This is a genomic window from Amycolatopsis bullii (assembly GCF_014654205.1).
GTDB classification, from domain to species: Bacteria; Actinomycetota; Actinomycetes; order Mycobacteriales; family Pseudonocardiaceae; genus Amycolatopsis; species Amycolatopsis plumensis.
In genome coordinates, this window is the sequence record NZ_BNAW01000014.1 from 37842 (window position 1) to 58169 (window position 20328).

Here is a 20328-nt window from a genome sequence, read left to right on the forward strand (position 1 = left end):
CCTGGCGTCCGGATGGTTCAGGCGTTGCGAGCCGGTTCGCTGGCGTCGGTGGTCAGCTCGGCGAGGAGCTCGTTGACCTCGGACTCCCGGAACCGCCGGTGCCCGCCCGGCGTGCGGATCGAGCCGATGCGGCCTGCCGTCGCCCACCGCGTCACCGTCTTCGGGTCCACTCGGAACAGCGCTGCCACCTCGCCAGGGGTGAGCAGGCGTCCGCCCATCGTCGCGGTCATTTTCCGCCTCCTTAACGAACTCACTGCTATACCGGAGGCGTCCGGGCCCTTCTGCCCGTCGCGCCGGGGTAGCCAACAAGGCAATCGTTGCACTTCACCCGTCGGGTACTCGAACGGTTGTCTCTGAGTAAAGAGCCCTTAAAGGTCAAAACGGACAGGTTGTTTGTCCTCGGCAACTACCCTGCGGTGACCTGACGTGCGGAGACGGCCGTCTCCCGGCCGGTGGCGGCGAGGCGTGGTGCCAATGGGGGATTGTCCAACCGCATAGAGTGATCCCCGTGGATCAGTTGGACCGGAAGATCATCGCAGCGTTGCGCATCAACGGACGGGCCACCTACGCCGATCTCGGACGAGCCGTCGGGCTGTCCGCGTCGTCGGTGCACGAGCGCGTGGGCAAGCTGGAGGCCGCCGGCGTGATCACCGGCTACCACGCGGTCGTCGACCCGAGCTCGGTCGGCCTCGGCGTCACCGCCCTCGTCAGCATCCACCCGACCGACACCGCGACGGAGGACGACGTCGCCGACGCGCTCGCCGAGCTCGACGAGGTCGAGAGCTGCTACGCGGTGGCGGGTGACGAGGCCTTCGTCGTCAAGGTGCGCGTGTCGACCGTCGACGAGCTGGAGCGCACCCTCGGCAGGCTGCGCCGCATCCCCGGCGTCGGCCGGACGAACACGACCGTGGTGCTCTCGACGCGGTTCGAGGGCCGCCCGAACAACGCGGGCCTGCAGAAGGACCGGCCGGGCGGGGCGTAGCCTGCGTTGATGTGAGCGACGAGAAGCCTCCGCAGCTGGCCCGTGACCTGACGCTGTACCTGCTGGCGCGGTTCGTGCTGGTCGGGGTGATCGCGTGGGCGCTGTCCCTGACCGGCGTTCCGCTGCTGGTCGCCCTGCTGATCGGCCTGGTCGTCGGGCTGCCGCTCGGCCTGCTGCTGTTCCGCCCGCTCAACGCCCGCGTGACCGCCGGGCTGGCGAAGCGCAACGAGAAGCGGGCCCGCGCCCGGGCCGAGCTGCGCGCCCAGCTGCGTGGGGACGCCGCCGGGCAGCCGGAATGAGCCGCCCGCACAACCGCAGCTGGGTCCGCGAGGCCGTCCGGATCATCGAGGCCGACGCCAACCGCAGCGCCGACACGCACCTGCACGTCTTCCCGCTGCCCCCGGAGTGGGGCATCGACCTGTACCTCAAGGACGAGTCGGTGCACCCGACCGGCTCGCTGAAGCACCGGCTGGCCCGGTCGCTGTTCCTCTACGGGCTGGTCAACGGCCAGATCGGGCCGGACACCGTGCTCGTCGAGGCCTCCAGCGGGTCGACCGCGGTGTCCGAGGCCTACTTCGCGCGGATGCTGGGCCTGCGGTTCATCACCGTCGTGCCCCGGCGCACGTCGAAGGAGAAGATCGCGCTCATCGAGTTCTACGGCGGCGAGTGCCACTTCGTCGACCAGGCCCCGGCGATGTACCCCGAGGCCGAGCGGCTCGCGGCCGAGTGCGGCGGGCACTACCTCGACCAGTTCACCTACGCCGAGCGCGCGACGGACTGGCGCGGCAACAACAACATCGCCGAGTCGGTGTTCGCGCAGATGCGCTCGGAGCGCCACCCGATCCCGAAGTGGATCGTCGTCGGCGCGGGCACCGGCGGCACGAGCGCGACCTTCGGCCGGTACGTCCGCTACAAGCGCCACACGACGAAGATCTGCGTCGTCGATCCGGAGAACTCGTCGTTCTACGGCGCCTGGGAGACCGGCGCCCTGGACTACGGCACCGGCATGCCGTCGCGGATCGAGGGCATCGGACGGCCGCGCTGCGAGCCGTCGTTCGTGCCGGGCGTCATCGACGAGATGTTCCAGATCCCCGACGCCGGGTCCCTGGCGGCGATCCGGCTGCTGCGCGAGCGGACCGGCCACTGGGCGGGCGGCTCGACCGGCACCAACCTGTACGGCGCGTTCCGGCTCATCTCCCGGATGGTCGAGGACGGCCAGGCGGGCAGCGTGGTGACGCTGCTGTGCGACGGCGGCGAGCGGTACGCGCACACCTACTACAACGACGAGTGGCTGGCCCAGCAGAACCTCGACATCGCGCCGCACACGGCGTTGTTCGAGGAGTTCCTGGCGACCGGCAAATTCCCGGAGCTCTAGAGGTTCAGCCCGACCGCGGCCAGCACCGCCCAGGCGAGCATCGCGAGCCCGGTGTCGCGCAGGGCCGGGATGAGCTCGCGGCCGGTCGCGTCGCGGAGGATCGCCTTGACGGACTGGGGCAGCAGGGCGGCACTCAGCACCGTGAGCGCGGCCAGCGAGTGCGTGGTGAACTGCAGGATTCCGCTGAGCACGAACGGCACGGCGATCAGCGCCAGGTAAAGCCGTCGCGTGCCCTGGTCGCCCAGGCGCGTCGCCAGGGTGCGCTTGCCGGACTCGATGTCGGTCGGGATGTCACGCAGGTTGTTGGCCGTCAGGACCGCCGTCGAGAAGCAGCCGACCGCGACCGCGCACGCCAGCGCCGCCCAGCTCACCCGGCCCGCCTGGACGTACACCGTGCCGAGCACGCCGGCCAGGCCGAAGAACACGAAGACGGCGATTTCGCCGAAGCCGTAGTAGCCGTAGGGCTTCTTGCCGCCGGTGTAGAACCACGCGCCGAGGATGCACAGCGCGCCCATCCCCAGCAGCCACCAGTGCCCGCTGACGGCCACCAGGACCAGCCCCAGCACGCCGGCGAGGCCCAGGGAGACCAGCGCGGCGGTCAGCACGGCCTTCGGGGCGGCGACCTTCGAACCGACCAGCCGCAGCGGGCCGACGCGGTTTTCGTCCGTGCCGCGGATGCCGTCGGAGTAGTCGTTGGCGTAGTTGACGCCGACGATGAGCGAGAGGGAGACCAGCAACGCCAGCACGGACCGCCACCAGGAGAAGCTGTCCAGCGCGATCGCCGCGCCGACGCCCGCCACCACCGGCGCCACCGCGTTGGGCAGCGTCCGCGGCCGGGCCCCTTCGATCCACTCGCTCAAGCTCGCCATGGCGCCATTCAACGCCATGGTGATCAGGGCGCGGTGGGGAGGCCGGACCGGTCGCCGTCCAGGGCTTCGAGCTGCCGCTGGACGCGTTCGGCGTCGTGGGCCCGGTCCTGCTGCCGGTACATCTCGAGCGCTTCGCGCCACACCGCGCGGGCGTCGTCGTGGTGGCCGAGAGCGGCGTGCGGTTCGCCGAGGCGGTCGAGGGTGTCGGCCACCTGGAAGGTGTTGCCGCGGTCGCGGTAGAGGGCGAGGGCGCCCCGGTAGTGCCGGATCGCCGGGGCGTGGTGGCCGGTGTGGAACTCGATGTAGCCGAGGCTGTCCAGGGTGTCCGCCTCGGCGTGGGAATCACCGTGGTCGCGGTGCAGGGCCAGCGCGGCCGTGCAGTGGGCGCGGGCGGTCTCGAAGTCGCCGGTCCGGGCGGCGAACCAGCCCACCTGGTTGAGCTCGCGCGCCTCCCAGACCCGCCGGCCCAGGACGCGGAAGAGCTCCAGCGCGCGGGAGGCGTGCGCGAGGGCCTCGTGGTCGTCGCCCCGCAGCTGCCAAGCCCACGAAAGGCTGTGGTGGGCCAGGCTCTCTTCCGTGGCGTCTTCGTGGTGTTCGGCGAGGGCGATGGCCTCGTGGAGGTGCTCGACCGCCTCGTCGTGGCGACGGCAGTAGAGGAAGACGTCGCCGAGCAGGCGGTGCGCCCGGATGCCCGCGGCCGGGTCGGGCAGGTGCGCGGCAGCGTCCAGCGCGGCCTGCCACACCGCGAGCCGGTCGTGGAGCAACCCGCGCCGGCCCTGGAAGGTGTGCAGTCCCCACGCCAGGTGCCACACCGCGTCGTGCCACCCGAGCGCCGCGGCGGTGCGCTGGGCGGCCAGGAGGTTGGCGTGCTCGCCGTCGAACCACGTCATGGCGCCGGAATCGTCGGGCGGCGAGCCGGGTTCGGCGCCGGGTGCCGGGGCGGGGGCGGCACGACCGTGCGGTGCGGATCCAGCCGGTGGTCGGCCGCGTGCGCGGTGTGGGTGTAGAAGTCGATCACCCGGCGCAGCGCGGCCTCACGCTCTTCGCGCGGAAGGTCCCGCTCGGCGGTGGCCGTGGCGTAGTCGCGGATGAGGTCGTGCATCGCGTACCGGCCGCCGGCGCGGCGGGTCAGCAGCGAGGCCTCCTCCAGCATGCTCAGCACCTTGGCGGTCCGCCGCGGGGGCGTGCCGGCGAGCGCGGCCACGGCGGGCAGCCCGATGTCCGCTCCGGGCGCGATGCCGAGCAGGGCGAACAAGGTGCGCTGTTCTCCGGTGAGGGCCCGCAGCGACCACGACAGGACCGTCGGCAGGCTGACCGTGGGATCTTCGTGGTCGAGCGCGTCGAGGCCGAGGTCGCGCAGTTCGGCGGCGAACTCCGCGAGCGGGATGTGCGGCCGGGTGTGCGCGTGGCGGCTCATGATGGCCAGCGCCAGCGGATAGCGCCCGCACAGGCTGATCAGCGCTTCGGCCGCGGCCGGCTCGGCGGCGATCCGGGCCTCCCCGAGGCGTTCGGCCAGCAGGGCGTGGGCTTCGGCGTGGCTGAGGATGTCGAGCTGCAGGTGCCGGGCGCCGTAGCGGGTGATCAGCGGGGCGAGGTGCCGCCGGCTGGTGACGATGGTCGTGCCGGCCGGGCTGCCCGGCAGCAGCGGGACCACCTGGTCGGCGTTCGCCGCGTTGTCCAGCACGACCAGCACCCGCTTGCCGTCGACGAGCTTCCGGTACAGCGCGACCTGGGCGTCCTGGTCGGGCGGGATGCGGCTGGGGGCGACACCCAGCGCGCCGAGGAACCCGCGCAGCACGACGGACGGCTCGAGCGGCGCACCGGCGGGGGAGAACCCGTGCAGGTCGGCGAAGAGCCTGCCGTCCGGGAACCGCTCGCGGTGGGCGTGCGCCCAGTGCAGGGCCAGCCAGGTCTTGCCGACCCCGCCGGCGCCGGCCAGCGCGGAGATCTGCACCACGCGGCTCACGTCCGCCTCGGGACGGGACGCGGCGGTGAGCGCGGCGAGCTCGCCGGTCCGGCCGATGAACGACGGCGGTGCCGCGGGAAAGTGGTGCGGCACCGCGTCGGGCGCGGCTCCCGCCGCGGTCAGCTCCGGATCGCCGCGGAGGACCCGCTGGTGCAGCTCCCGCAGCGGCGGGCTGGGATCGGCGCCCAGCTCCTCGACGAGCCGTCGTCGCAGCTGCTCGTAGTGGGCGAGGGCGTCGGCCTGGCGGCCGCAGCGGTAGAGGGCCAGCACGACCTGGCCCGCGAGCCGCTCGTCGAGGGGATGCTCGCGGGTCCACGACATCAGTTCCGCCAGCAGTTCGGCGTGCCGGCCTTGGCGCAGCCGCACGTCGGCGTGGTCGAGCTCCGCCGCCCACTGCTCGGCCCGCAGATCACGGCGCAGCTCGTCGGCCCACTCGGTGCCGACGTCGGCCAGTGCTTCCCCGCGCCAGAGCGCGAGGGCCCGCTCGAAGAGGACAGCGGCGGTCTCGTCGTCTTCGGCCTCGCGCGCCTCGGCGACGAGCCGGCGGAACCGGTGCAGGTCGACCGCGTCGGGGTCGACGCGCGGGAGGTAACCGCCACCGAGCCGCTCGATCTCCAGCCCGCCGCCGGCCAGCAGGCCACGCAGCCGGGACAGGTAGCTGTACAGCGTGTCGCGCGCCCGCAGCGGCGGGTTCTCCGGCCACACGCGGTCGATCAGCTGCTCGACCGGCACCATCCGGTTCGCGTCGGCGAGCAGGGCCGCCAGCACCGACCGCTGCCGGACCGGCCCGAGATCCACCGGCCTGCCGTCCTGGCGCGCTTCGACCGTGCCCAGCAACCGGAACTCCACCCCTGCGCCCTCCCCGCGGCCACCGGCCCCGTGCCGGGCCGGCAGTGCATTCGACCAGCTCGTTCAAGCGGGCTGCAAGGTTTCACCACGATGCGTACGGCACGGTGGTGGACACACCGCGTGAGCGGTCGCGGGAGCGGGGCCGGGACCATGCCGTCGAGGGGGCGGCACGGTCCTGGTTCGCCCGGGTCAGTCGGTGGACGGCACCTGCAGGACGAGCGAGCCGCTGTTCGGGTCCGCGGTGGGACCGTCGGCCAGCGCCGCACCCGCGGGAAGGAGGACCCCCAGGGCGACGACGGTGCTGATCAGGGCGGTGCGAATCAGGCGCGTCATGGTGGGTAGCCAAGCGGCCGCGCGCCGTGAATGTCAAGGAAGTGCCGCCATTCAGCCGTTCGAAATCGATCCGAACCGATTCCGCACCGCGGCCCGGTCGACCTTGCCCGGTCCGCGCAGCGGCAGCTCGGCGCCGAATTCGATGCGCTTCGGGGTGGCCGCCGCGCCCAGCTCCGCGCGGACCGCCGCGCGCAGGTCGCCGTGCTCACCCCGCGGGACGACCAGCGCCACCACGGCCTCGCCCCACTCCGGGTCCGGCACGCCCACGACGCACGCGTCGCGCACCCCGGGCTGCGCGCAGAGGCACCGCTCGATCGCGTTCGCCGACACCTTCACGCCGCCGGTGTTGATCATGTCGTCGGCCCGGCCGAGGACCTCGATGCGGCCGTCTTCGTGCCGGACGCCACGGTCGGACGTCGTGAACCAGCCGTCCGAGAACGACTCGGCGGTCAGGTCCGGGCGAAGCCGGTAGCCGTGCGCGAGGACGTCTCCGGCGATGCGGATCCGGTCGCCGTCGACGTCGACGCGGACGCCGTCGAGGGGCAAGCCGTCGTAGACGCAGCCGCTGGCCGTCTCGCTCATGCCGTACGCGGGCACGATCCGGACTCCGGCGTCGGCGGCGCGTTCCCGCAGGGTGAGCGGGGTCGCGGCCGCGCCGACCACGATCGCGTCGAACGTCCTCGCCGCGGCCAGCCCCGCGCCGCCGTCGTCGAGCAGGCGGACCAGCTGGGTGGGCACCAGCGCCGTGTACCGCGGGCTGCCCTCGAGCTTCGCCGCCGCGGCCGCGAAGTCGTCCGGGCGGAAGCCGGTGCCGGTCAGCAGCACCGGGGTCGTCCCGGCCAGCAGCGACCGGACCAGCACCTGCAGCCCGCCGATGTACTGCGCCGGGGTCGCCAGCAGCCAGTGCCCCGGGCCGCCGAGCCGGGCGTGCGTGGCCTCGGCGGACGCGGTCAGCGCGCGGGCCGACAGCAGCACGCCCTTGGGGTCGCCGGTCGAGCCCGAGGTGGCGATGACCACGGCGGTGCCCGGTTCGGCGGGCTCGTCCGGGGTCATCGCGTCGCGCAGCGCGGGGTCGGTGAACGGCAGCACCGCCGGGCCGCCGCCCAGCGCGTCCGCGACGGCGTCCTTGAGCGTGGTCAGCGCGGACGGCGAGCCGTCGAGGTGGACCGGGAGCAGCTCAGTAGTAATAGGGGACGTCCTTGAAGTCGGGGTCGCGCTTCTGGAGGAAGGCGTCACGGCCTTCGACGGCCTCGTCCTGCATGTAGGCCAACCGGGTGGTTTCCCCGGCGAACAGCTGCTGGCCGACCAGGCCGTCGTCGGTGAGGTTGAACGCGTACTTGAGCATCCGCTGCGCCGTCGGCGACTTGCGGGTGATCTCCCACGCCCAGGTCAAGGCCTCTTTTTCCAGGTCGGCGTGCGGAACGACGGCGTTGACCGCGCCCATGTGGTGCATCTGCTCGGCGGAGTACTCCCGGCCGAGGAAGAAGATTTCGCGGGCGAACTTCTGCCCGACCATCTTCGCCAGGTAGGCCGAGCCGTAGCCGCCGTCGAACGAGCCGACGTCGGCGTCGGTCTGCTTGAACTTCGCGTGCTCGGCCGAGGCGAGGGTGAGATCGCACACGACGTGCAGGGAGTGCCCGCCGCCCGCGGCCCAGCCCGGCACCACCGCGATCACCGGTTTCGGCATGAAGCGGATGAGCCGCTGGCACTCGAGGATGTGCAGCCGGCCGGCCCGCGCCGGGTCCACCGTGTCGGAGGTCTCCCCGCTCGCGTACTGATACCCGGAGCGTCCGCGAATACGCTGGTCACCACCGGAGCAGAACGCCCACCCGCCGTCCTTGGGCGACGGGCCGTTCCCGGTGAGCAGGACACAGCCGACATCGGCGCTCATCCGGGCGTGGTCGAGGGCCCGGTAGAGCTCGTCGACGGTGTGCGGCCGGAACGCGTTGCGGACCTCCGGGCGGTCGAACGCGATGCGCACCACGCGTTTGCCGCCCCGGTTCTCAGCGGAACGGTGGTAGGTGATGTCGGTGAAGGCGAAACCTTCGACCTCGGTCCACGCGGCGGGGTCGAACAGCTCGGAAACTCGGGCGTCATCCACGTTTGCGAGGATAGGACCTGTGGACTCAGTTGAATCGGACGCGTCTGGAGCCTGCCGGAGATGAACCCATCCACCGCGCAGGCCAGGGTCATCGTCGACGAACTCGTCCGCAACACCGTTTCCCACGTCGTCCTCTGCCCGGGCTCCCGCAACGCGCCGCTGTCCATCGCGCTGTACGACGCGGCGGCCGCTGGGAAGCTCCGGCTGCACGTCCGCATCGACGAGCGCGGGGCCGCGTTCCTCGCCCTCGGCATCGCCGCGCGCACCGGACGGCCGGTGGCCGTGCTCTGCACGTCCGGCACCGCGGCCGCGAACTTCCACCCCGCCGTCCTGGAGGCCGACCGGGCCGGCGTCCCGCTGATCGTGCTGACCGCCGACCGGCCGCCCGAGCTGCGGGCCGCCGGGGCGTCGCAGGTCATCGACCAGCACCAGCTCTACGGCGACGCCGTCCGCTACTTCGACGAGCTGGCCGTCGCCGAGCGGCGGGCCGGGCAGAACTCGTACTGGCGCAGCCAGATCTGCCGGGCCTGGAACGCCGCCTACGGCGAGTGGCGCTGCGGGCCGGTGCACCTGAACATCCCGTTCCGCGAGCCGCTCGTGCCGGACCTCGACGACACCGGTGAGTGGTACGAGTCCCTGGACGGCCGAGCCGACGGTTCCCGCTGGACCGAGCTGCCGGACTTCGGCGCGCTGCCGTCGTTCGTGGTGCCCTCGGCGCGGCACGGCCTGGTCATCGCGTGCGACACCGGCGTCCAGGCGGCCAGCGAGTGGGCCGAGCAGCACGGCTGGCCGGTGATCTCCGAGACCGGCGGGATCGGGCTGTCCGGCGGCACGGCGATCTCGTCCGGGGTGTGGCTGCTGGCGGTCGAGGAGTTCATCCGCAGGCACAAGCCGGAGCAGGTGCTCTGCCTCGGCCGTCCGACGGTGTTCCGGCAGATCCAGCAGGTCCTCTCGGACGCCTCGGTCGAGGTGCTGCTGGTGCGCCCGGACTCGGACTGGCCGGCGCCCGCGCACAACGTCCGGCAGGTCGGACAGTGGTTCGACGAGCCGACCAAGCCCGCCGACCCGGAGTGGCTGGCGAGCTGGCGCCGGGCCGACGCGGCGGCCGCGTCCGCGGTGGCTTCGACGCTGGCCGAGGAGCCGTGGCCGTCGGGGTTGCGGGTGGCCACCGAGTTGGTGGACGCGCTGCCCCCGGACTCGCTGCTGGTCGTCGGCTCGTCCAACCCGACCCGGGACGTCGCGCTGGCCGGACGGCTGCGCCCGGACGTCCTCGTGCACCGCAACCGCGGCGTCGCGGGCATCGACGGCACGGTCTCGACGGCCATCGGCGCCGCGTACGTCCACCGCGGGCCGTCGTACGCGCTGCTGGGCGACCTGACGTTCCTGCACGACGCGTCCGGGCTGCTGACCGGGCCCGCCGAGCAGCGTCCCGACCTGACGATCGTGGTCCTCAACGACGACGGCGGCGGCATCTTTTCGCTGCTCGAGCAGGGGGCGCCGGAGCACTCGGCCAGCTTCGAGCGCGTCTTCGGCACGCCGCACGGCGCCGACCTGGGCGCTCTGTGCGCCGGTTATCGCGTCCCGCACGTCGTCGCGGAGACGTTGACGGAGTTCCGGGCGGCCTTGGCACCCGCCCCGGGGCTGCGGGTGGTCGAGGTGCGAGTGGACCGGACGCGCCACCGCGACCTGCACGCCCGCCTGCGCGCCGCGGTGTCCGAGGCCGTCTCCGCGCGCTGACGTCAACCGCTTTCCGGGTGGAATCCCAGCAGGCAAGAAACCTCCCTTCGGCTGTTCCTGGGTGCTTCCTGGCTGGCTACGTTCGAGCGCGCTGCTTCCTCACTCCTCTGGAGGATTTCGAATGCGTGCAAGAACGCGCACCGGTCTCGGTGCGCTCGCGGCCGGCGTCGTCTCGGTGCTGCTCGCCGGCACCGCGAGCGCGGCGCCCTCGCCCGGCGCCCCCGGCGTGGGCGACCCCTACTACCCGAACGCCGGCAACGGCGGCACGGACGTGCTGCACTACGACATCCGGCTGACCTACCAGCCCGCGACCGACCTCCTGTCGGGCACGACGACGCTGCTGCTCACCGCCACGCAGGACCTCTCGCGGTTCGACCTGGACTTCGCGCTGAAGGCCTCCAGCGTGCGGGTGAACAACCGCCCGGCCCAGTTCACGAACCAGACCGGCAACGGCGAGCTCGTCGTCACGCCGGCCCAGCCGCTGCTCAAGGGCCAGACCGCGACGGTCGTCGTCGCCTATGCGGACACGCCGTCGACCGAGACGGTGGACGGCCTCAACGCGTGGAAGAAGGGTTCCTTCGGCGCGCTGGGCATCGACGAGCCGCAGAGCTCGGCGTGGTGGTTCCCGGCCAACGACCACCCGACCGACAAGGCGACCTACGACGTCTCGATCGAGGCGCCGGACGGCAACGTCGCCATCTCCAACGGCTCGCTGGTCCGGACGCAGAAGAGCCGGGCGGGCTGGACGCGCTGGCAGTGGCGCAGCACGAAGCCGCAGGCCACGTACCTGACGTCGTTCATCGTCGGCAACTACGAGCTGGTCCAGTCGACGACCCCCGACGGCAAGCCGTTCGTCACGGCCTACGGCGCCGACCTCGGCGACTCGCTGTACGCGGCGAAGGCCAGCGTCGAGCGGACGCCGGAGATCGACGAGTTCCTGGCGACCCAGTTCGGCCCGTACCCGTTCGAGGCCGAGGGTGGCGTCGTGACCAGCGGGATCGGCTTCTCGCTGGAGAACCAGACGCGGCCGACGTACGGCGCCCGGAACTTCCGCGCGGGCTCGAACACGACGTTGATCGCGCACGAGAACGCCCACCAGTGGTTCGGCGACAACGTCTCGCTCGGCCGCTGGAGCGACATCTGGCTGAACGAGGGCTTCGCGTCGTACGCGGAGTGGCTGTGGTCGGAGCACGAGGGCGAGGGCACGGTCGCCGAGCTGGCCCAGTACACGTACGACTCGAACCCGGCCGACGGCGACCTGTGGAAGCTCGTCCCGGCCGACCCCGGAGCGGACAACCAGTTCGACAACGCGGTGTACGACCGGGGCGCGTTGACGCTGCAGGCGCTGCGGACGGCCGTCGGTGACGAGGCGTTCTTCAAGATCCTGCAGACCTGGCAGACCACGAAGGGCGGCAAGGACGGGCGGATCCTCGAGTTCATCGCGCTGGCGGAGAAGATCTCGGGCAAGCCGCTGCACGACCTGTTCCAGACGTGGCTGTACACGGCGGGCAAGCCGGCGGTGGGCCCGAACGGCGCTGCTCCCGCGGCGCTGCGGTCCGCTGCTCCGGGTTCCGTGAAGCCCCGGTCGTACGACCAGATCCAGCAGAACCACCGGTTCCTCGCCGCTTCACACGCGGGCTGAACCGGAGCGCTACGCTCGCGGCGTGAGCACGAGAGGTGAGCGGGCGAGGCGCGTCGGGTGGTGGGTCATCCTCGGCGTTGCCTCGCTCCTCACCGTGATGTGCGGGTGCTTGCTGTTCGCGGCGATCCGGAACGACAGCGCGATCTCGGCGCAGCTGGGGACGGCGACGGCCACGGTGGACTCGGTGGCTTTCGACCGGACGATCATCCACTTCGAGACGCCGGACGGGATTGTGCACAGTCCCGCCAACGGGGTGTTGTACCCGGATGGGCTGGCGGCCGGGCAGCTGGTCCGGATCGAGTACGACGCTTCTGATCCGGAGCTGGCTCGGGTGGCTGGGCGGTCGGCGGCTTTGACGTTGCTGCCGTTGGGGAGTTTTGTGTTTTTCACCTGGGTGGTGGCTGGGCCGGCGCTTTGGTGGATTCGGCGGCAGGGTAAGCGGGCTTCGGTCGCTTCGGCTGCCTGAGCTGGGGCTGCCGGGGCTGGGGTTTGGGCGGCGGTGAGTGGGCTGCCGGGGTTTCCCCCGGTCCTCGTCCTTTGATTGTTCAACACCGGAGAGCCGGCCTCAAGGGCGCCTTCGGCGTCGCTTCGCGATTCGCTTCGCTCACCCTTGACCCCGGCTCTCCGGTGCTGACTGCGGCTGGGACGAGGTCCGGGGGAGGTGCAGGCGCCGCCTCTTGACCAGGCGATCCCGCCATCGGGGCAGCTGTTGTCGTCGCCGCGAGGCAGGAGTGCGCCACTGAACCGGACAAATTGGCTCGGTGGGTGTTGTGGTGGCGCAGTGAATGACTCATTCACTGCGTCTGAGGTCAGGAATGAGTCATTCATGACGAACCTGGGTGCCGGATCTGCGGTCCGATGGACTCGGCGGCAGGAGTAGCGGGCTGGGGTCGCTTCGGCTGCCTGACCTGGGGCTGGCGGGGAGGTGCAGGGCGGCCCTCTCCTGACCAGACAAATCCCCGCCACACCCTGGGGGCCGTGCCCTGTTCCAGTCTATCGGTGGGCGGCTGCACGAACGGGTGGTGCGGCGAATCTGTGGATAGTCGGACCCGTTGTGGACAACTCAGCCCAGCCACCTCTGGCGCGTGATTTCGTACTCGACCTCGCCCTGCTCCGCTCCCTCGATCGGGTCGTCGTACTCGCCGGCCGAAATGAATGCGCGGGCGAACGTCATACCCACCGAGGCCATCGTTGCCCGGGAAGGGGTGTTCCCCGCCATCGTCTGCGCGAAAATCCGGTTCAGCCCCAGCTCCTCGAACCCGTACCGGAGCACCGCCAACGACCCCTCGCGGGCGTACCCCTGCCGCCACTGGCGGCGCAGCAGCCGATACCCCAGCTCCGCCTCGCCCTCGACGAACGGCTGATCCGGTCCGTGAGGCGGGCGCAGGAGCCACCACCCCACGAACTGCTCGCCCGCGAAACCCATCCAGAACCCGAAGCCCGGCGCGGTGGCCATCCGCCGTGCGTGCGCCCGGGAGACCTCCTCCCGAGTCGCGGCGCGGCCGCTCAAGTACCGCATCACCTCCGGATCCGAATCCAGCTCGTACTCCAGCTCCAGGTGCTCGTCGGACAGGGGCACCAGCGTGAGCCGGGGTGTGGGCAGCGTCGGCATGGCTCGATCTTCGCCCCCGGCGCAACCCGATTCAGCCCGCCGTCTCCTGCCACCAGCCCAGGACCTCGTCCGCCACTCCGGGGGCCGCCACCAGCAGGCCGTCCGTCGGCAACGCCGTGTCCTCGCCGTGCTTGTCCAGGACCACCGCGCCCGCCTCGATGGCCATTGCCACCGAGCCCGCCACGTCCCACTCGTGGTAGCTGTGCAGCACCGCCGCCGCCGCATGGCCCAACGCCACCTGGGCGATCGACAGCGCCGCGGACCCGAGCACGCGGACGCCCGCGTGGGCCGCCGCCGCTCGCTCGATGAAGCCGCCCATTCCCGGCCAGGGACCTGTGCGGGCTAGCTCCGTGCACACCAGCGAGCCCGCCGTCACGCAGCGGTCGGTCAGGTGCACCGGTTTGCCGTTCGCGCGGGCTCCGCGGCCGCGCGCCGCCGCGTAGATCTGGGCGCGGTACGGGTCCGCCACCACGCCCACCACCGGGCCCGCCGCGTCCACCAGCGCCAAGCTGTACGCGCACCACGGCACCCCGGCCACGTAGTTCGCCGTGCCGTCCACCGAGTCCACCACCCAGCGGTACTCCGCGACGTCCGCTCCGTGATCCGCGCCGAACTCGTGGCCGACCACCGGGATGCCCGGGAACTCCGCCGTCAGGACGCGGCGGGTGTGGCGCTCCAGGATCCGGTCCGTGTCGGTGACCCAGTCGAACGGCGAATCCAGCGTCGAAGGGTGCGCGCCGCGGCCGGCGGTCGCGGTGATCACGTCGGTGGCGTCGTTGGCCAGCCGCCCGGCCACTTCGAGCGCCCTCGACAGCAGACCGGGCTCGACGGGCCGCGGCGGCCGTGAGGACAAGAGGGTCATGCCTGCTTAGTCTGGGCCACCCGGGTTTCCGGCACACGACCTTGAGATGACATGTCGTAGCCGATCTGTTCCGGCACCGTTGGCCCGAGTGTCACACGAGCGCCAGCATCGGGTGCGATCGTCCATGACGTGCGAGTCGCCATAGTCACCGAAAGTTTCCTGCCCCAGGTGAACGGCGTGACCAACTCCGTCCTCCGGGTCGTCGAGCACCTGCGCGAACGCGCGCACGACGTGCTGATCATCGCGCCCGGCCCCGGTCCGGACTCCTACCGCGGGGCCCCGGTGGTCCGGATCCCCGCGCTCGACGTCCCCGGGGTCAGCTCCCTGCCGATCGGCCTGCCGACGCGCACCGTGCTCACCGCGCTCACCGCGTTCGGCCCGGACGTCGTGCACCTGGCCTCGCCGTTCGTGGTCGGCGCGCGCGGGCTCGCCGCCGCGAGACGGCTGCGCGTCCCCTCGATCGCCGTCTACCAGACCGACATCGCCGGGTTCGCCGCCGCGTACGGCTTCGGCATCGCCGCCCGCGCCGCGTGGCGCTGGGTGCGGCGGCTGCACTCGCGGGCCGACCGGACCCTCGCGCCGTCCAGCGACTCCGTCGAGCAGCTGGAGCTGCACGGCGTCCCGCGGGTGCACCGGTGGGCGCGCGGCGTCGACATCGACAGGTTCTCCCCGGCGCACGCCGACGCGGCGCTGCGGGCCGAGCTGGCCCCGAACGGCGAGCTGCTCGTCGGGTTCGTCGGACGGCTGGCCCCCGAGAAGGAGGTCGACCGGCTGGCCGCGCTGGCCGGGATGCCGGGAATCCGGGTGGTCGTCGTCGGCGACGGCCCCGAACTCGAAAGCCTCAGGGCGCAGCTGCCGGGCGCGGCCTTCCTCGGCGCGAAGTACGGCGAAGACCTTTCGAAGGCGTACGCGAGCTTCGACGTCTTCGTCCACACCGGCCCGCACGAGACGTTCTGCCAGGCGGTGCAGGAGGCGATGGCGTCCGGCCTGCCGGTGCTCGCGCCGGAGGCCGGTGGCCCGAAGGACCTCGTGCTGCCCGGCCGCACCGGCTACCTGCTGCCCGCCGAACGCGAGCAGTTCGGGCCGGCGCTCGTCGAGAAGGTCGACGCCCTGCGTGACGCCGCGTTGCGCGCGAGGCTCGGCGAGAAGGCACGCAAGGTCGTGCTCGGCCGGACCTGGCCCGCCGTCTGCCGCGAGCTGATGGACCACTACGAAGCCGTGCAGGGCCGGGCCGCCCGCGCGGCCTGACCATGCACATCGTCCAGCTCGCCAACTTCTACGGGCCACGCTCGGGCGGGCTGCGCACCGCGCTGCACCACCTCGGCGCCGGGTACGTCGCCAGCGGGCACGAGGTGACGCTCGTGGTGCCCGGCACCCGGTACGCCGACGAAGTCCTGCCCACGGGGGTGCGCCGGTTTTCCTTGCCCGCGCCGAAGATTCCGGGCACCGGCGGCTACCGGGCCGTCGACCCGCACCGGGTCCGCGCGGTGCTGCGGAGGCTCGAGCCGGACCGCTTGGAGGTCTCCGACCGGCTGACGCTGCGGGGGATGGGCGGCTGGGCGAGCCGCCACGGCGTCCCCAGCACGGTCATCTCCCACGAGCGGCTCGACCGCCTGCTGGAGCAGTTCCTGCTGCCCGCGCCGATGGCCCGCCGGGTCGCCGACGCCGCGAACCGGCGGATGGCCGCGAGCTACGACACGGTCGTCTGCACGACGGCGTTCGCGCGGGCGGAATTCGACCGGATCGCCGCCCCGAACGTCCGTCGCGTGCCGCTCGGTGTCGACTTGGCGACCTTCCGGCCCGCCATGCGCGACGACGGCTGGCGCACCGACCTGGCTTCCGGTGCGGACGCCCTGCTCGTCCACTGTGGACGCCTGTCGCCGGAGAAACACGTGGAGCGCAGCGTGGACACCGTCGCTTCGCTGACCGAGGCCGGGGTGAAGGTCCGGCTGGTGGTGGCGGGCGACGGGCCGCGGCGGCGGGCTCTTGAACGGCGGGCGCGCGGGCTGCCGGTGACGTTCCTGGGTTTCCTGCCAGGCCGTGGCGACGTCGCGCGGCTGCTGGCCAGCGCGGACGTCTCCCTGGCGCCAGGGCCGCACGAGACGTTCGGGCTCGCGGCGCTCGAGGCCCTGGCGTCCGGGACGCCGGTGGTGGTGTCGGCCTCGTCGGCGCTGCGGGAGATCGTCCGGCCCGGGTGTGGCGCGGCGGTGGACGACCACGCGCCCGCGTTCGCTTCGGCGGTGACGGACTTGCTGGACAGCCCGGAGGACTTGCGCCGAGCGGCCGCCCGGGCGCGGGCCGAGGAGTTCACCTGGCCCGCGGCCGTGGCCGGGATGCTGGCCACCTTCCGCTGAACGTCCCGGCGGACCGGTCTAGCCCACCCCGCCCCACCGCCACCCTCAACGGACGGGCTGCGCCCGGCTGTCTACATTCAAGTCATGTCACGCGCAAGCCTGGACAAGGACCCGCACGAAGTCGCCGCGATGTTCGACGGCGTCGCGTCCGGGTACGACCGGGCGAACTCGTTCATGACCTTCGGCTTCGACCGGCGCTGGCGCACCACCACCGCCCGCGTCCTCGACGCCCGCCGCGGCGAGAAGGTCCTGGACCTGGCGGCCGGCACCGGCGTGTCGACCGTCGAGTACGCCCGAGGGGGCGCCTGGTGCCTGGCCGCGGACTTCTCGTTCGGCATGTTGCACGCGGGCCTGCACCGGAACGTGCCGATGGTGGCGGCCGACGCGCTCAACCTGCCGTTCGCGGACGAGAGCTTCGACGCCGTGACCATCTCGCTCGCGCTGCGCAACTTCGTCGACCCGAAGGCCGCGCTCACCGAGATCGCCCGGGTGGTCAAGCCCGGCGGCCGGCTGGTCATCTGCGAGGTCTCGACGCCGCCCTTCGCACCCATCCGGTTCGTCCACCGGCGGTTCGTCCTCAAGCTGCTGACCTGGGTCGGCAGCCGGACGTCGTCGAACCCGGAGGCGTACAAGTACCTGGCCGAATCCATGCTGACCTGGCCCGACCAGCGCACCCTCGGCGAGATCATCGCGAGCGCGGGCTGGACCGACGTCGAGTGGTTGAACCTCACATTCGGGGTCGTGGCGATCCACCGGGCGCGCAAGCCTGCCTAAACTCGCGCGTATGAGTCGACGCACCGCAGACCAGGACGCCGAAGTCATCGTCGTCGGCGCCGGACCCGCCGGGTCCACCGTGGCCACCTACCTGGCCCGCGCGGGCGTCGACGTCCTGCTGCTCGAGAAGACCGAGTTTCCGCGCGAGAAGGTCTGCGGCGACGGCCTGACCCCGCGCGGCGTCAAGCAGCTCATCGACCTGGGCATCGACACGAGCGAAGAGGCGGGCTGGGTGCACAGCCGCGGCCTGCGGATCCTCACCGGCGACCTGACGCTGGAACTCGACTGGCCGGACCTGACGAGCTACCCGCCGTACGGCGTTTCCCGCACCCGCCACGACTTCGACGACCTCCTCGCGAAGCTCGCGGTGAAGGCCGGCGCGCGGCTGTACGAGCGCACCACCGTGACCGGCGCGCTCACGAACGCGACCGGGCGCGTGGTCGGCGTCGAGGCGAAGGTCGGTCCGGAGCGGACGCCGGTCAAGTACTACGCGCCGCTCGTCCTGGCCTGCGACGGCGTGTCCGCGCGGCTCGCGCTGAGCGTCGGCATCCAGAAGAACGAGAAGCGCCCGATGGGCGTGGCCGTGCGCCAGTACTACAAGAGCCCGCGCCACGACGACCCGTTCATCGAGGGCCACCTCGAGCTGTGGGATCGCTCCGACCCGCGGAACCCGAAGCTGCTGCCGGGCTACGGCTGGGCGTTCCCGCTCGGCGACGGCACGGTCAACGTCGGCCTCGGCATGCTTTCGACGTCGGCCTCGTTCCGGAACACCGACTACCGCGCGCTGCTGCGCCAGTGGCTCGACGGGACGCCTGAGGAGTGGGGCTACCGCGAGGAGAACGCGATCGGCAAGGTCGGCGGCGCCGGCCTCCCGATGGGCTTCAACCGCACCCCGCACTACCGCGACGGCCTGCTGCTGCTCGGCGACGCGGGCGGCATGGTGAGCCCGTTCAACGGCGAAGGCATCTCGGCGGCGATGGAGTCCGCGCAGATCGCCGCGGAGGTCGTCGTGCAGGCGCTGGCGCGGCGCGAAGGGCCTTCGCGGGAGCGGGCGCTGGAGGCGTACCCGCGTGCGGTCGGCGAGCTGATGGGCGGCTACTACGCGCTGGGCAACGTCTTCGCCAAGATCATCGGCAAGCCGAAGATCATGCACGCCTGCACCAAGTACGGGCTGCGCATCAACAAGCTGCTGCCGCTGGTCTACAAGGGCCTGTCGGGCTGCTACGACGCCAAGGGCGGCGACGGCGTAGACCGCCTCATCGCAGCCCTCGCGAAGGTGACCCCGAGCCCCCGCTGACCGTGCGCTGCCGGGCATCACGCGTGACGAGCGAGGCATCACGCGTGATCAGAGGGGCATCACGCGTGATCCGGCGGGCATCGGCCTGATGCCTGCCCAGTCACGCTTGATGCCCCTCCAGTCACGCGTGATGCCCGGCCAAGCACGCGTCATGCCCGTTGCCGCACGCGCTTTCTCGCGCGCGGACACTCGGGTGGCCTAGCAAGTTGGCCGTGCGGTCAGTGGGATAGATCACAGGTCAGCGCCCGTTTTGTCCGCCCGGAACGCGATCTTGAACGCCTTTCGCGCAGGTCGCGCGCGCGGTGTTGCCTACCCGTGACAACGATGGCGCCAGAACTTAGGCGACCCTTATAACACGGGGTACTAGGGACAAGAGTGTGAGTCGCGTCCTAGACTCCCCCCATGCCTTGTGAATCCCTTCACATCCACGACGAGTGGCTTGTGAACTATTTCACAAGCAGAGTTCGGTCCAGCCACGGGCCGTAAGGAGACCCTGACCCTCGGCGGTGTGACCCAGGTCCCTTAGGGTGCCGACGAGGCCCAGCGGTTCCCCACCACAAGCACAACCGCAGCGGCGCGGAAAGGATGGCGAAGACCCCGTGCTGACGTTGCTGACCCGGACCGACACGGTGCAGCTGGCCCAAGAGGCCCCGAGCCTGAAGCCCTACCTGCCCCTGGTCCTGTTGTTCGTGCTGGCGCTGGCGTTCGCCGTGCTGTCGGTGCTGCTCGGCCCGCTCGTCGGGCCCAGCCGGTACAACAGGGCCAAGCTCTCCGCCTACGAGTGCGGCATCGAGCCGTCACCGCAGCCGCTCGTCGGCGCCGGGCGGATGCCGGTCGCGTACTACATCACCGCGATGCTGTTCATCCTGTTCGACATCGAGATGGTCTTCCTCTACCCGTTCGCCGTGCAGGCGGACGCGCTGGGCACGTTCGGCCTGGTGGAGATCCTGCTGTTCATCGCGACGGTCGGCTTCGCGTACGCCTACGTGTGGCGGCGCGGCGGCCTGGATTGGAACTAGACCCATGGGCCTGGAAGAAAAACTCCCCAACGGCGTCCTGCTGGCCAGCCTGGAAGGCCTCGTCAACTGGGCGCGCAAGAACTCGCTGTGGCCCGCCACCTTCGGTCTCGCCTGCTGCGCGATCGAGATGATGACGGTCGGCGGTTCCCGCTACGACATCGCCCGCTTCGGCATGGAGCGCTTCAGCGCGACGCCGCGGCAGGCCGACCTGATGATCGTCGCCGGGCGGGTCACCCAGAAGATGGCCCCGGTCCTGCGCCAGATCTACGACCAGATGGCCGAGCCGCGCTGGGTGCTCGCCATGGGCGTCTGCGCCTCCTCCGGCGGCATGTTCAACAACTACGCCGTGGTCCAGGGCGTCGACCACATCGTGCCGGTCGACATGTACCTGCCCGGCTGCCCGCCGCGGCCGGAGATGCTGCTGGACGCGATCCTCAAGCTGCACGCCAAGATCCAGGACGAGCCGATCAACGCCCGCCGCGCCGCCATCCGCGCGGCCAGCGGGGCGCGCACCGAGCTCGTCGCGTCGTCGATCAAGTACGCGAAGAAGTAGAGC

The 20328-nt window shown here is 71.7% G+C and carries 21 protein-coding genes; 12 read left to right on the plus strand and 9 right to left on the minus strand.

The genetic code is table 11. The annotated features are described in order from the left end of the window. Window positions 1–17: 17 nt before the first annotated feature. A complete protein-coding gene (locus tag IE317_RS17975; protein ID WP_003081896.1) occupies window positions 18–230 on the minus strand; it encodes a BldC family transcriptional regulator in 213 nt (70 codons plus the stop codon). A gap of 278 nt (window positions 231–508) precedes the next feature. On the opposite strand from IE317_RS17975, the gene IE317_RS17980 reads away from it, so the two are divergent. The 3 genes from IE317_RS17980 to IE317_RS17990 are packed head-to-tail and all read left to right on the plus strand — an operon-like array spanning window position 509 to window position 2357. Continuing rightward, window positions 509–982, plus strand: a complete 474-nt coding sequence (locus IE317_RS17980; protein ID WP_191311466.1) for an Lrp/AsnC family transcriptional regulator — start codon at window positions 509–511, stop codon at window positions 980–982. An 11-nt stretch (window positions 983–993) separates the two neighbouring features. After that, window positions 994–1281, plus strand: coding sequence for a DUF4229 domain-containing protein (locus tag IE317_RS17985; protein WP_191311467.1), 288 nt, complete (start codon window positions 994–996; stop codon window positions 1279–1281). Then, window positions 1278–2357 (plus strand): PLP-dependent cysteine synthase family protein, encoded by a 1080-nt coding sequence (locus IE317_RS17990; RefSeq protein ID WP_191311468.1) that lies wholly within the window; start codon window positions 1278–1280, stop codon window positions 2355–2357. The genes IE317_RS17985 and IE317_RS17990 overlap by 4 nt, the downstream gene beginning before the upstream one ends. Here the strand turns inward: IE317_RS17990 and IE317_RS17995 are convergent. The 6 genes from IE317_RS17995 to IE317_RS18015 form a co-directional block, all read right to left on the minus strand. Then, on the minus strand, window positions 2354–3226 hold the full coding sequence (locus tag IE317_RS17995) for a 1,4-dihydroxy-2-naphthoate polyprenyltransferase (RefSeq protein WP_191311469.1): 873 nt from the start codon (window positions 3224–3226) through the stop codon (window positions 2354–2356). The two genes, IE317_RS17990 and IE317_RS17995, sit on opposite strands and share 4 nt — an antisense overlap. Before the next feature lie 23 nt (window positions 3227–3249). Then, window positions 3250–4116, minus strand: coding sequence for a tetratricopeptide repeat protein (locus IE317_RS45325; protein WP_308443400.1), 867 nt, complete (start codon window positions 4114–4116; stop codon window positions 3250–3252). Then, window positions 4113–6041 carry an AfsR/SARP family transcriptional regulator gene (locus tag IE317_RS18000; RefSeq protein ID WP_308443401.1) on the minus strand — a complete coding sequence of 643 codons (1929 nt, stop codon included), beginning with the start codon at window positions 6039–6041 and terminating at the stop codon, window positions 4113–4115. Before IE317_RS18000 ends, IE317_RS45325 begins: the two co-directional genes overlap by 4 nt. Before the next feature lie 189 nt (window positions 6042–6230). Beyond that, window positions 6231–6374, minus strand: a complete 144-nt coding sequence (locus IE317_RS18005; protein ID WP_191311470.1) for a hypothetical protein — start codon at window positions 6372–6374, stop codon at window positions 6231–6233. 51 nt (window positions 6375–6425) lie between these two features. Then, window positions 6426–7550, minus strand: a complete 1125-nt coding sequence (gene menE, locus IE317_RS18010) for an o-succinylbenzoate--CoA ligase (protein WP_191311665.1) — start codon at window positions 7548–7550, stop codon at window positions 6426–6428. 1 nt (window position 7551) lies between these two features. Then, window positions 7552–8475, minus strand: a complete 924-nt coding sequence (locus IE317_RS18015) for a 1,4-dihydroxy-2-naphthoyl-CoA synthase (RefSeq protein WP_191311472.1) — start codon at window positions 8473–8475, stop codon at window positions 7552–7554. A gap of 60 nt (window positions 8476–8535) precedes the next feature. Between IE317_RS18015 and menD the strand changes: the two genes are divergently transcribed. The 3 genes from menD (at window position 8536) to IE317_RS18030 (ending at window position 12320) form a co-directional block, all read left to right on the plus strand. Next, window positions 8536–10212, plus strand: coding sequence for a 2-succinyl-5-enolpyruvyl-6-hydroxy-3-cyclohexene-1-carboxylic-acid synthase (gene menD / locus IE317_RS18020; RefSeq protein WP_191311474.1), 1677 nt, complete (start codon window positions 8536–8538; stop codon window positions 10210–10212). 121 nt (window positions 10213–10333) lie between these two features. Next, window positions 10334–11854: a M1 family metallopeptidase gene (locus tag IE317_RS18025; RefSeq protein ID WP_191311476.1), complete on the plus strand. Its 1521-nt coding sequence runs from the start codon at window positions 10334–10336 to the stop codon at window positions 11852–11854. Between the two features lie 22 nt (window positions 11855–11876). Next, complete coding sequence (locus tag IE317_RS18030; protein WP_191311478.1) at window positions 11877–12320, plus strand: DUF3592 domain-containing protein; 444 nt, start codon at window positions 11877–11879, stop codon at window positions 12318–12320. A gap of 597 nt (window positions 12321–12917) precedes the next feature. On the opposite strand, the gene IE317_RS18035 is transcribed toward IE317_RS18030, so the two are convergent. Beyond that, on the minus strand, window positions 12918–13466 hold the full coding sequence (locus IE317_RS18035; protein ID WP_191311480.1) for a GNAT family N-acetyltransferase: 549 nt from the start codon (window positions 13464–13466) through the stop codon (window positions 12918–12920). A gap of 31 nt (window positions 13467–13497) precedes the next feature. Next, the gene (locus IE317_RS18040) at window positions 13498–14328 is read right to left on the minus strand and encodes an inositol monophosphatase family protein (protein ID WP_191311482.1); all 831 of its coding nucleotides are present in this window, start codon (window positions 14326–14328) and stop codon (window positions 13498–13500) included. Between the two features lie 177 nt (window positions 14329–14505). Here IE317_RS18040 and IE317_RS18045 point away from each other — a divergent pair, with 177 nt between their 5' ends. From IE317_RS18045 to IE317_RS18070, 6 genes are all read left to right on the plus strand, one after another. After that, on the plus strand, window positions 14506–15576 hold the full coding sequence (locus IE317_RS18045) for a glycosyltransferase family 4 protein (RefSeq protein ID WP_308443402.1): 1071 nt from the start codon (window positions 14506–14508) through the stop codon (window positions 15574–15576). Between the two features lie 2 nt (window positions 15577–15578). Continuing rightward, window positions 15579–16682, plus strand: coding sequence for a glycosyltransferase family 4 protein (locus IE317_RS18050; protein ID WP_191311486.1), 1104 nt, complete (start codon window positions 15579–15581; stop codon window positions 16680–16682). An 84-nt stretch (window positions 16683–16766) separates the two neighbouring features. Then, entirely contained in the window at window positions 16767–17456 is a 690-nt protein-coding gene (locus tag IE317_RS18055; RefSeq protein ID WP_003081865.1) for a class I SAM-dependent methyltransferase, read from the plus strand. A 10-nt stretch (window positions 17457–17466) separates the two neighbouring features. Continuing rightward, window positions 17467–18753, plus strand: coding sequence for a geranylgeranyl reductase family protein (locus IE317_RS18060; protein ID WP_191311488.1), 1287 nt, complete (start codon window positions 17467–17469; stop codon window positions 18751–18753). A gap of 599 nt (window positions 18754–19352) precedes the next feature. Beyond that, a complete protein-coding gene (locus IE317_RS18065; protein WP_051736101.1) occupies window positions 19353–19772 on the plus strand; it encodes an NADH-quinone oxidoreductase subunit A in 420 nt (139 codons plus the stop codon). 4 nt (window positions 19773–19776) lie between these two features. Then, window positions 19777–20325 carry a NuoB/complex I 20 kDa subunit family protein gene (locus IE317_RS18070; RefSeq protein WP_093954411.1) on the plus strand — a complete coding sequence of 183 codons (549 nt, stop codon included), beginning with the start codon at window positions 19777–19779 and terminating at the stop codon, window positions 20323–20325. The last annotated feature ends 3 nt before the right edge of the window (window positions 20326–20328 follow it).

Bases quoted from the DNA above. Each gene is read 5' to 3' on its own strand.
- IE317_RS17975 (WP_003081896.1), bottom strand. From the start codon at position 230: ATGACCGCGACGATGGGCGGACGCCTGCTCACCCCTGGCGAGGTGGCA.
- IE317_RS17990 (WP_191311468.1), top strand. From the start codon at position 1,278: ATGAGCCGCCCGCACAACCGCAGCTGGGTCCGCGAGGCCGTCCGGATC.
- IE317_RS17995 (WP_191311469.1), bottom strand. From the start codon at position 3,226: ATGGCGAGCTTGAGCGAGTGGATCGAAGGGGCCCGGCCGCGGACGCTG.
- IE317_RS45325 (WP_308443400.1), bottom strand. From the start codon at position 4,116: ATGACGTGGTTCGACGGCGAGCACGCCAACCTCCTGGCCGCCCAGCGC.
- IE317_RS18005 (WP_191311470.1), bottom strand. From the start codon at position 6,374: ATGACGCGCCTGATTCGCACCGCCCTGATCAGCACCGTCGTCGCCCTG.
- menD (WP_191311474.1), top strand. From the start codon at position 8,536: ATGAACCCATCCACCGCGCAGGCCAGGGTCATCGTCGACGAACTCGTC.
- IE317_RS18025 (WP_191311476.1), top strand. From the start codon at position 10,334: ATGCGTGCAAGAACGCGCACCGGTCTCGGTGCGCTCGCGGCCGGCGTC.
- IE317_RS18035 (WP_191311480.1), bottom strand. From the start codon at position 13,466: ATGCCGACGCTGCCCACACCCCGGCTCACGCTGGTGCCCCTGTCCGAC.
- IE317_RS18040 (WP_191311482.1), bottom strand. From the start codon at position 14,328: ATGACCCTCTTGTCCTCACGGCCGCCGCGGCCCGTCGAGCCCGGTCTG.
- IE317_RS18050 (WP_191311486.1), top strand. From the start codon at position 15,579: ATGCACATCGTCCAGCTCGCCAACTTCTACGGGCCACGCTCGGGCGGG.
- IE317_RS18055 (WP_003081865.1), top strand. From the start codon at position 16,767: ATGTCACGCGCAAGCCTGGACAAGGACCCGCACGAAGTCGCCGCGATG.
- IE317_RS18060 (WP_191311488.1), top strand. From the start codon at position 17,467: ATGAGTCGACGCACCGCAGACCAGGACGCCGAAGTCATCGTCGTCGGC.
- IE317_RS18070 (WP_093954411.1), top strand. From the start codon at position 19,777: ATGGGCCTGGAAGAAAAACTCCCCAACGGCGTCCTGCTGGCCAGCCTG.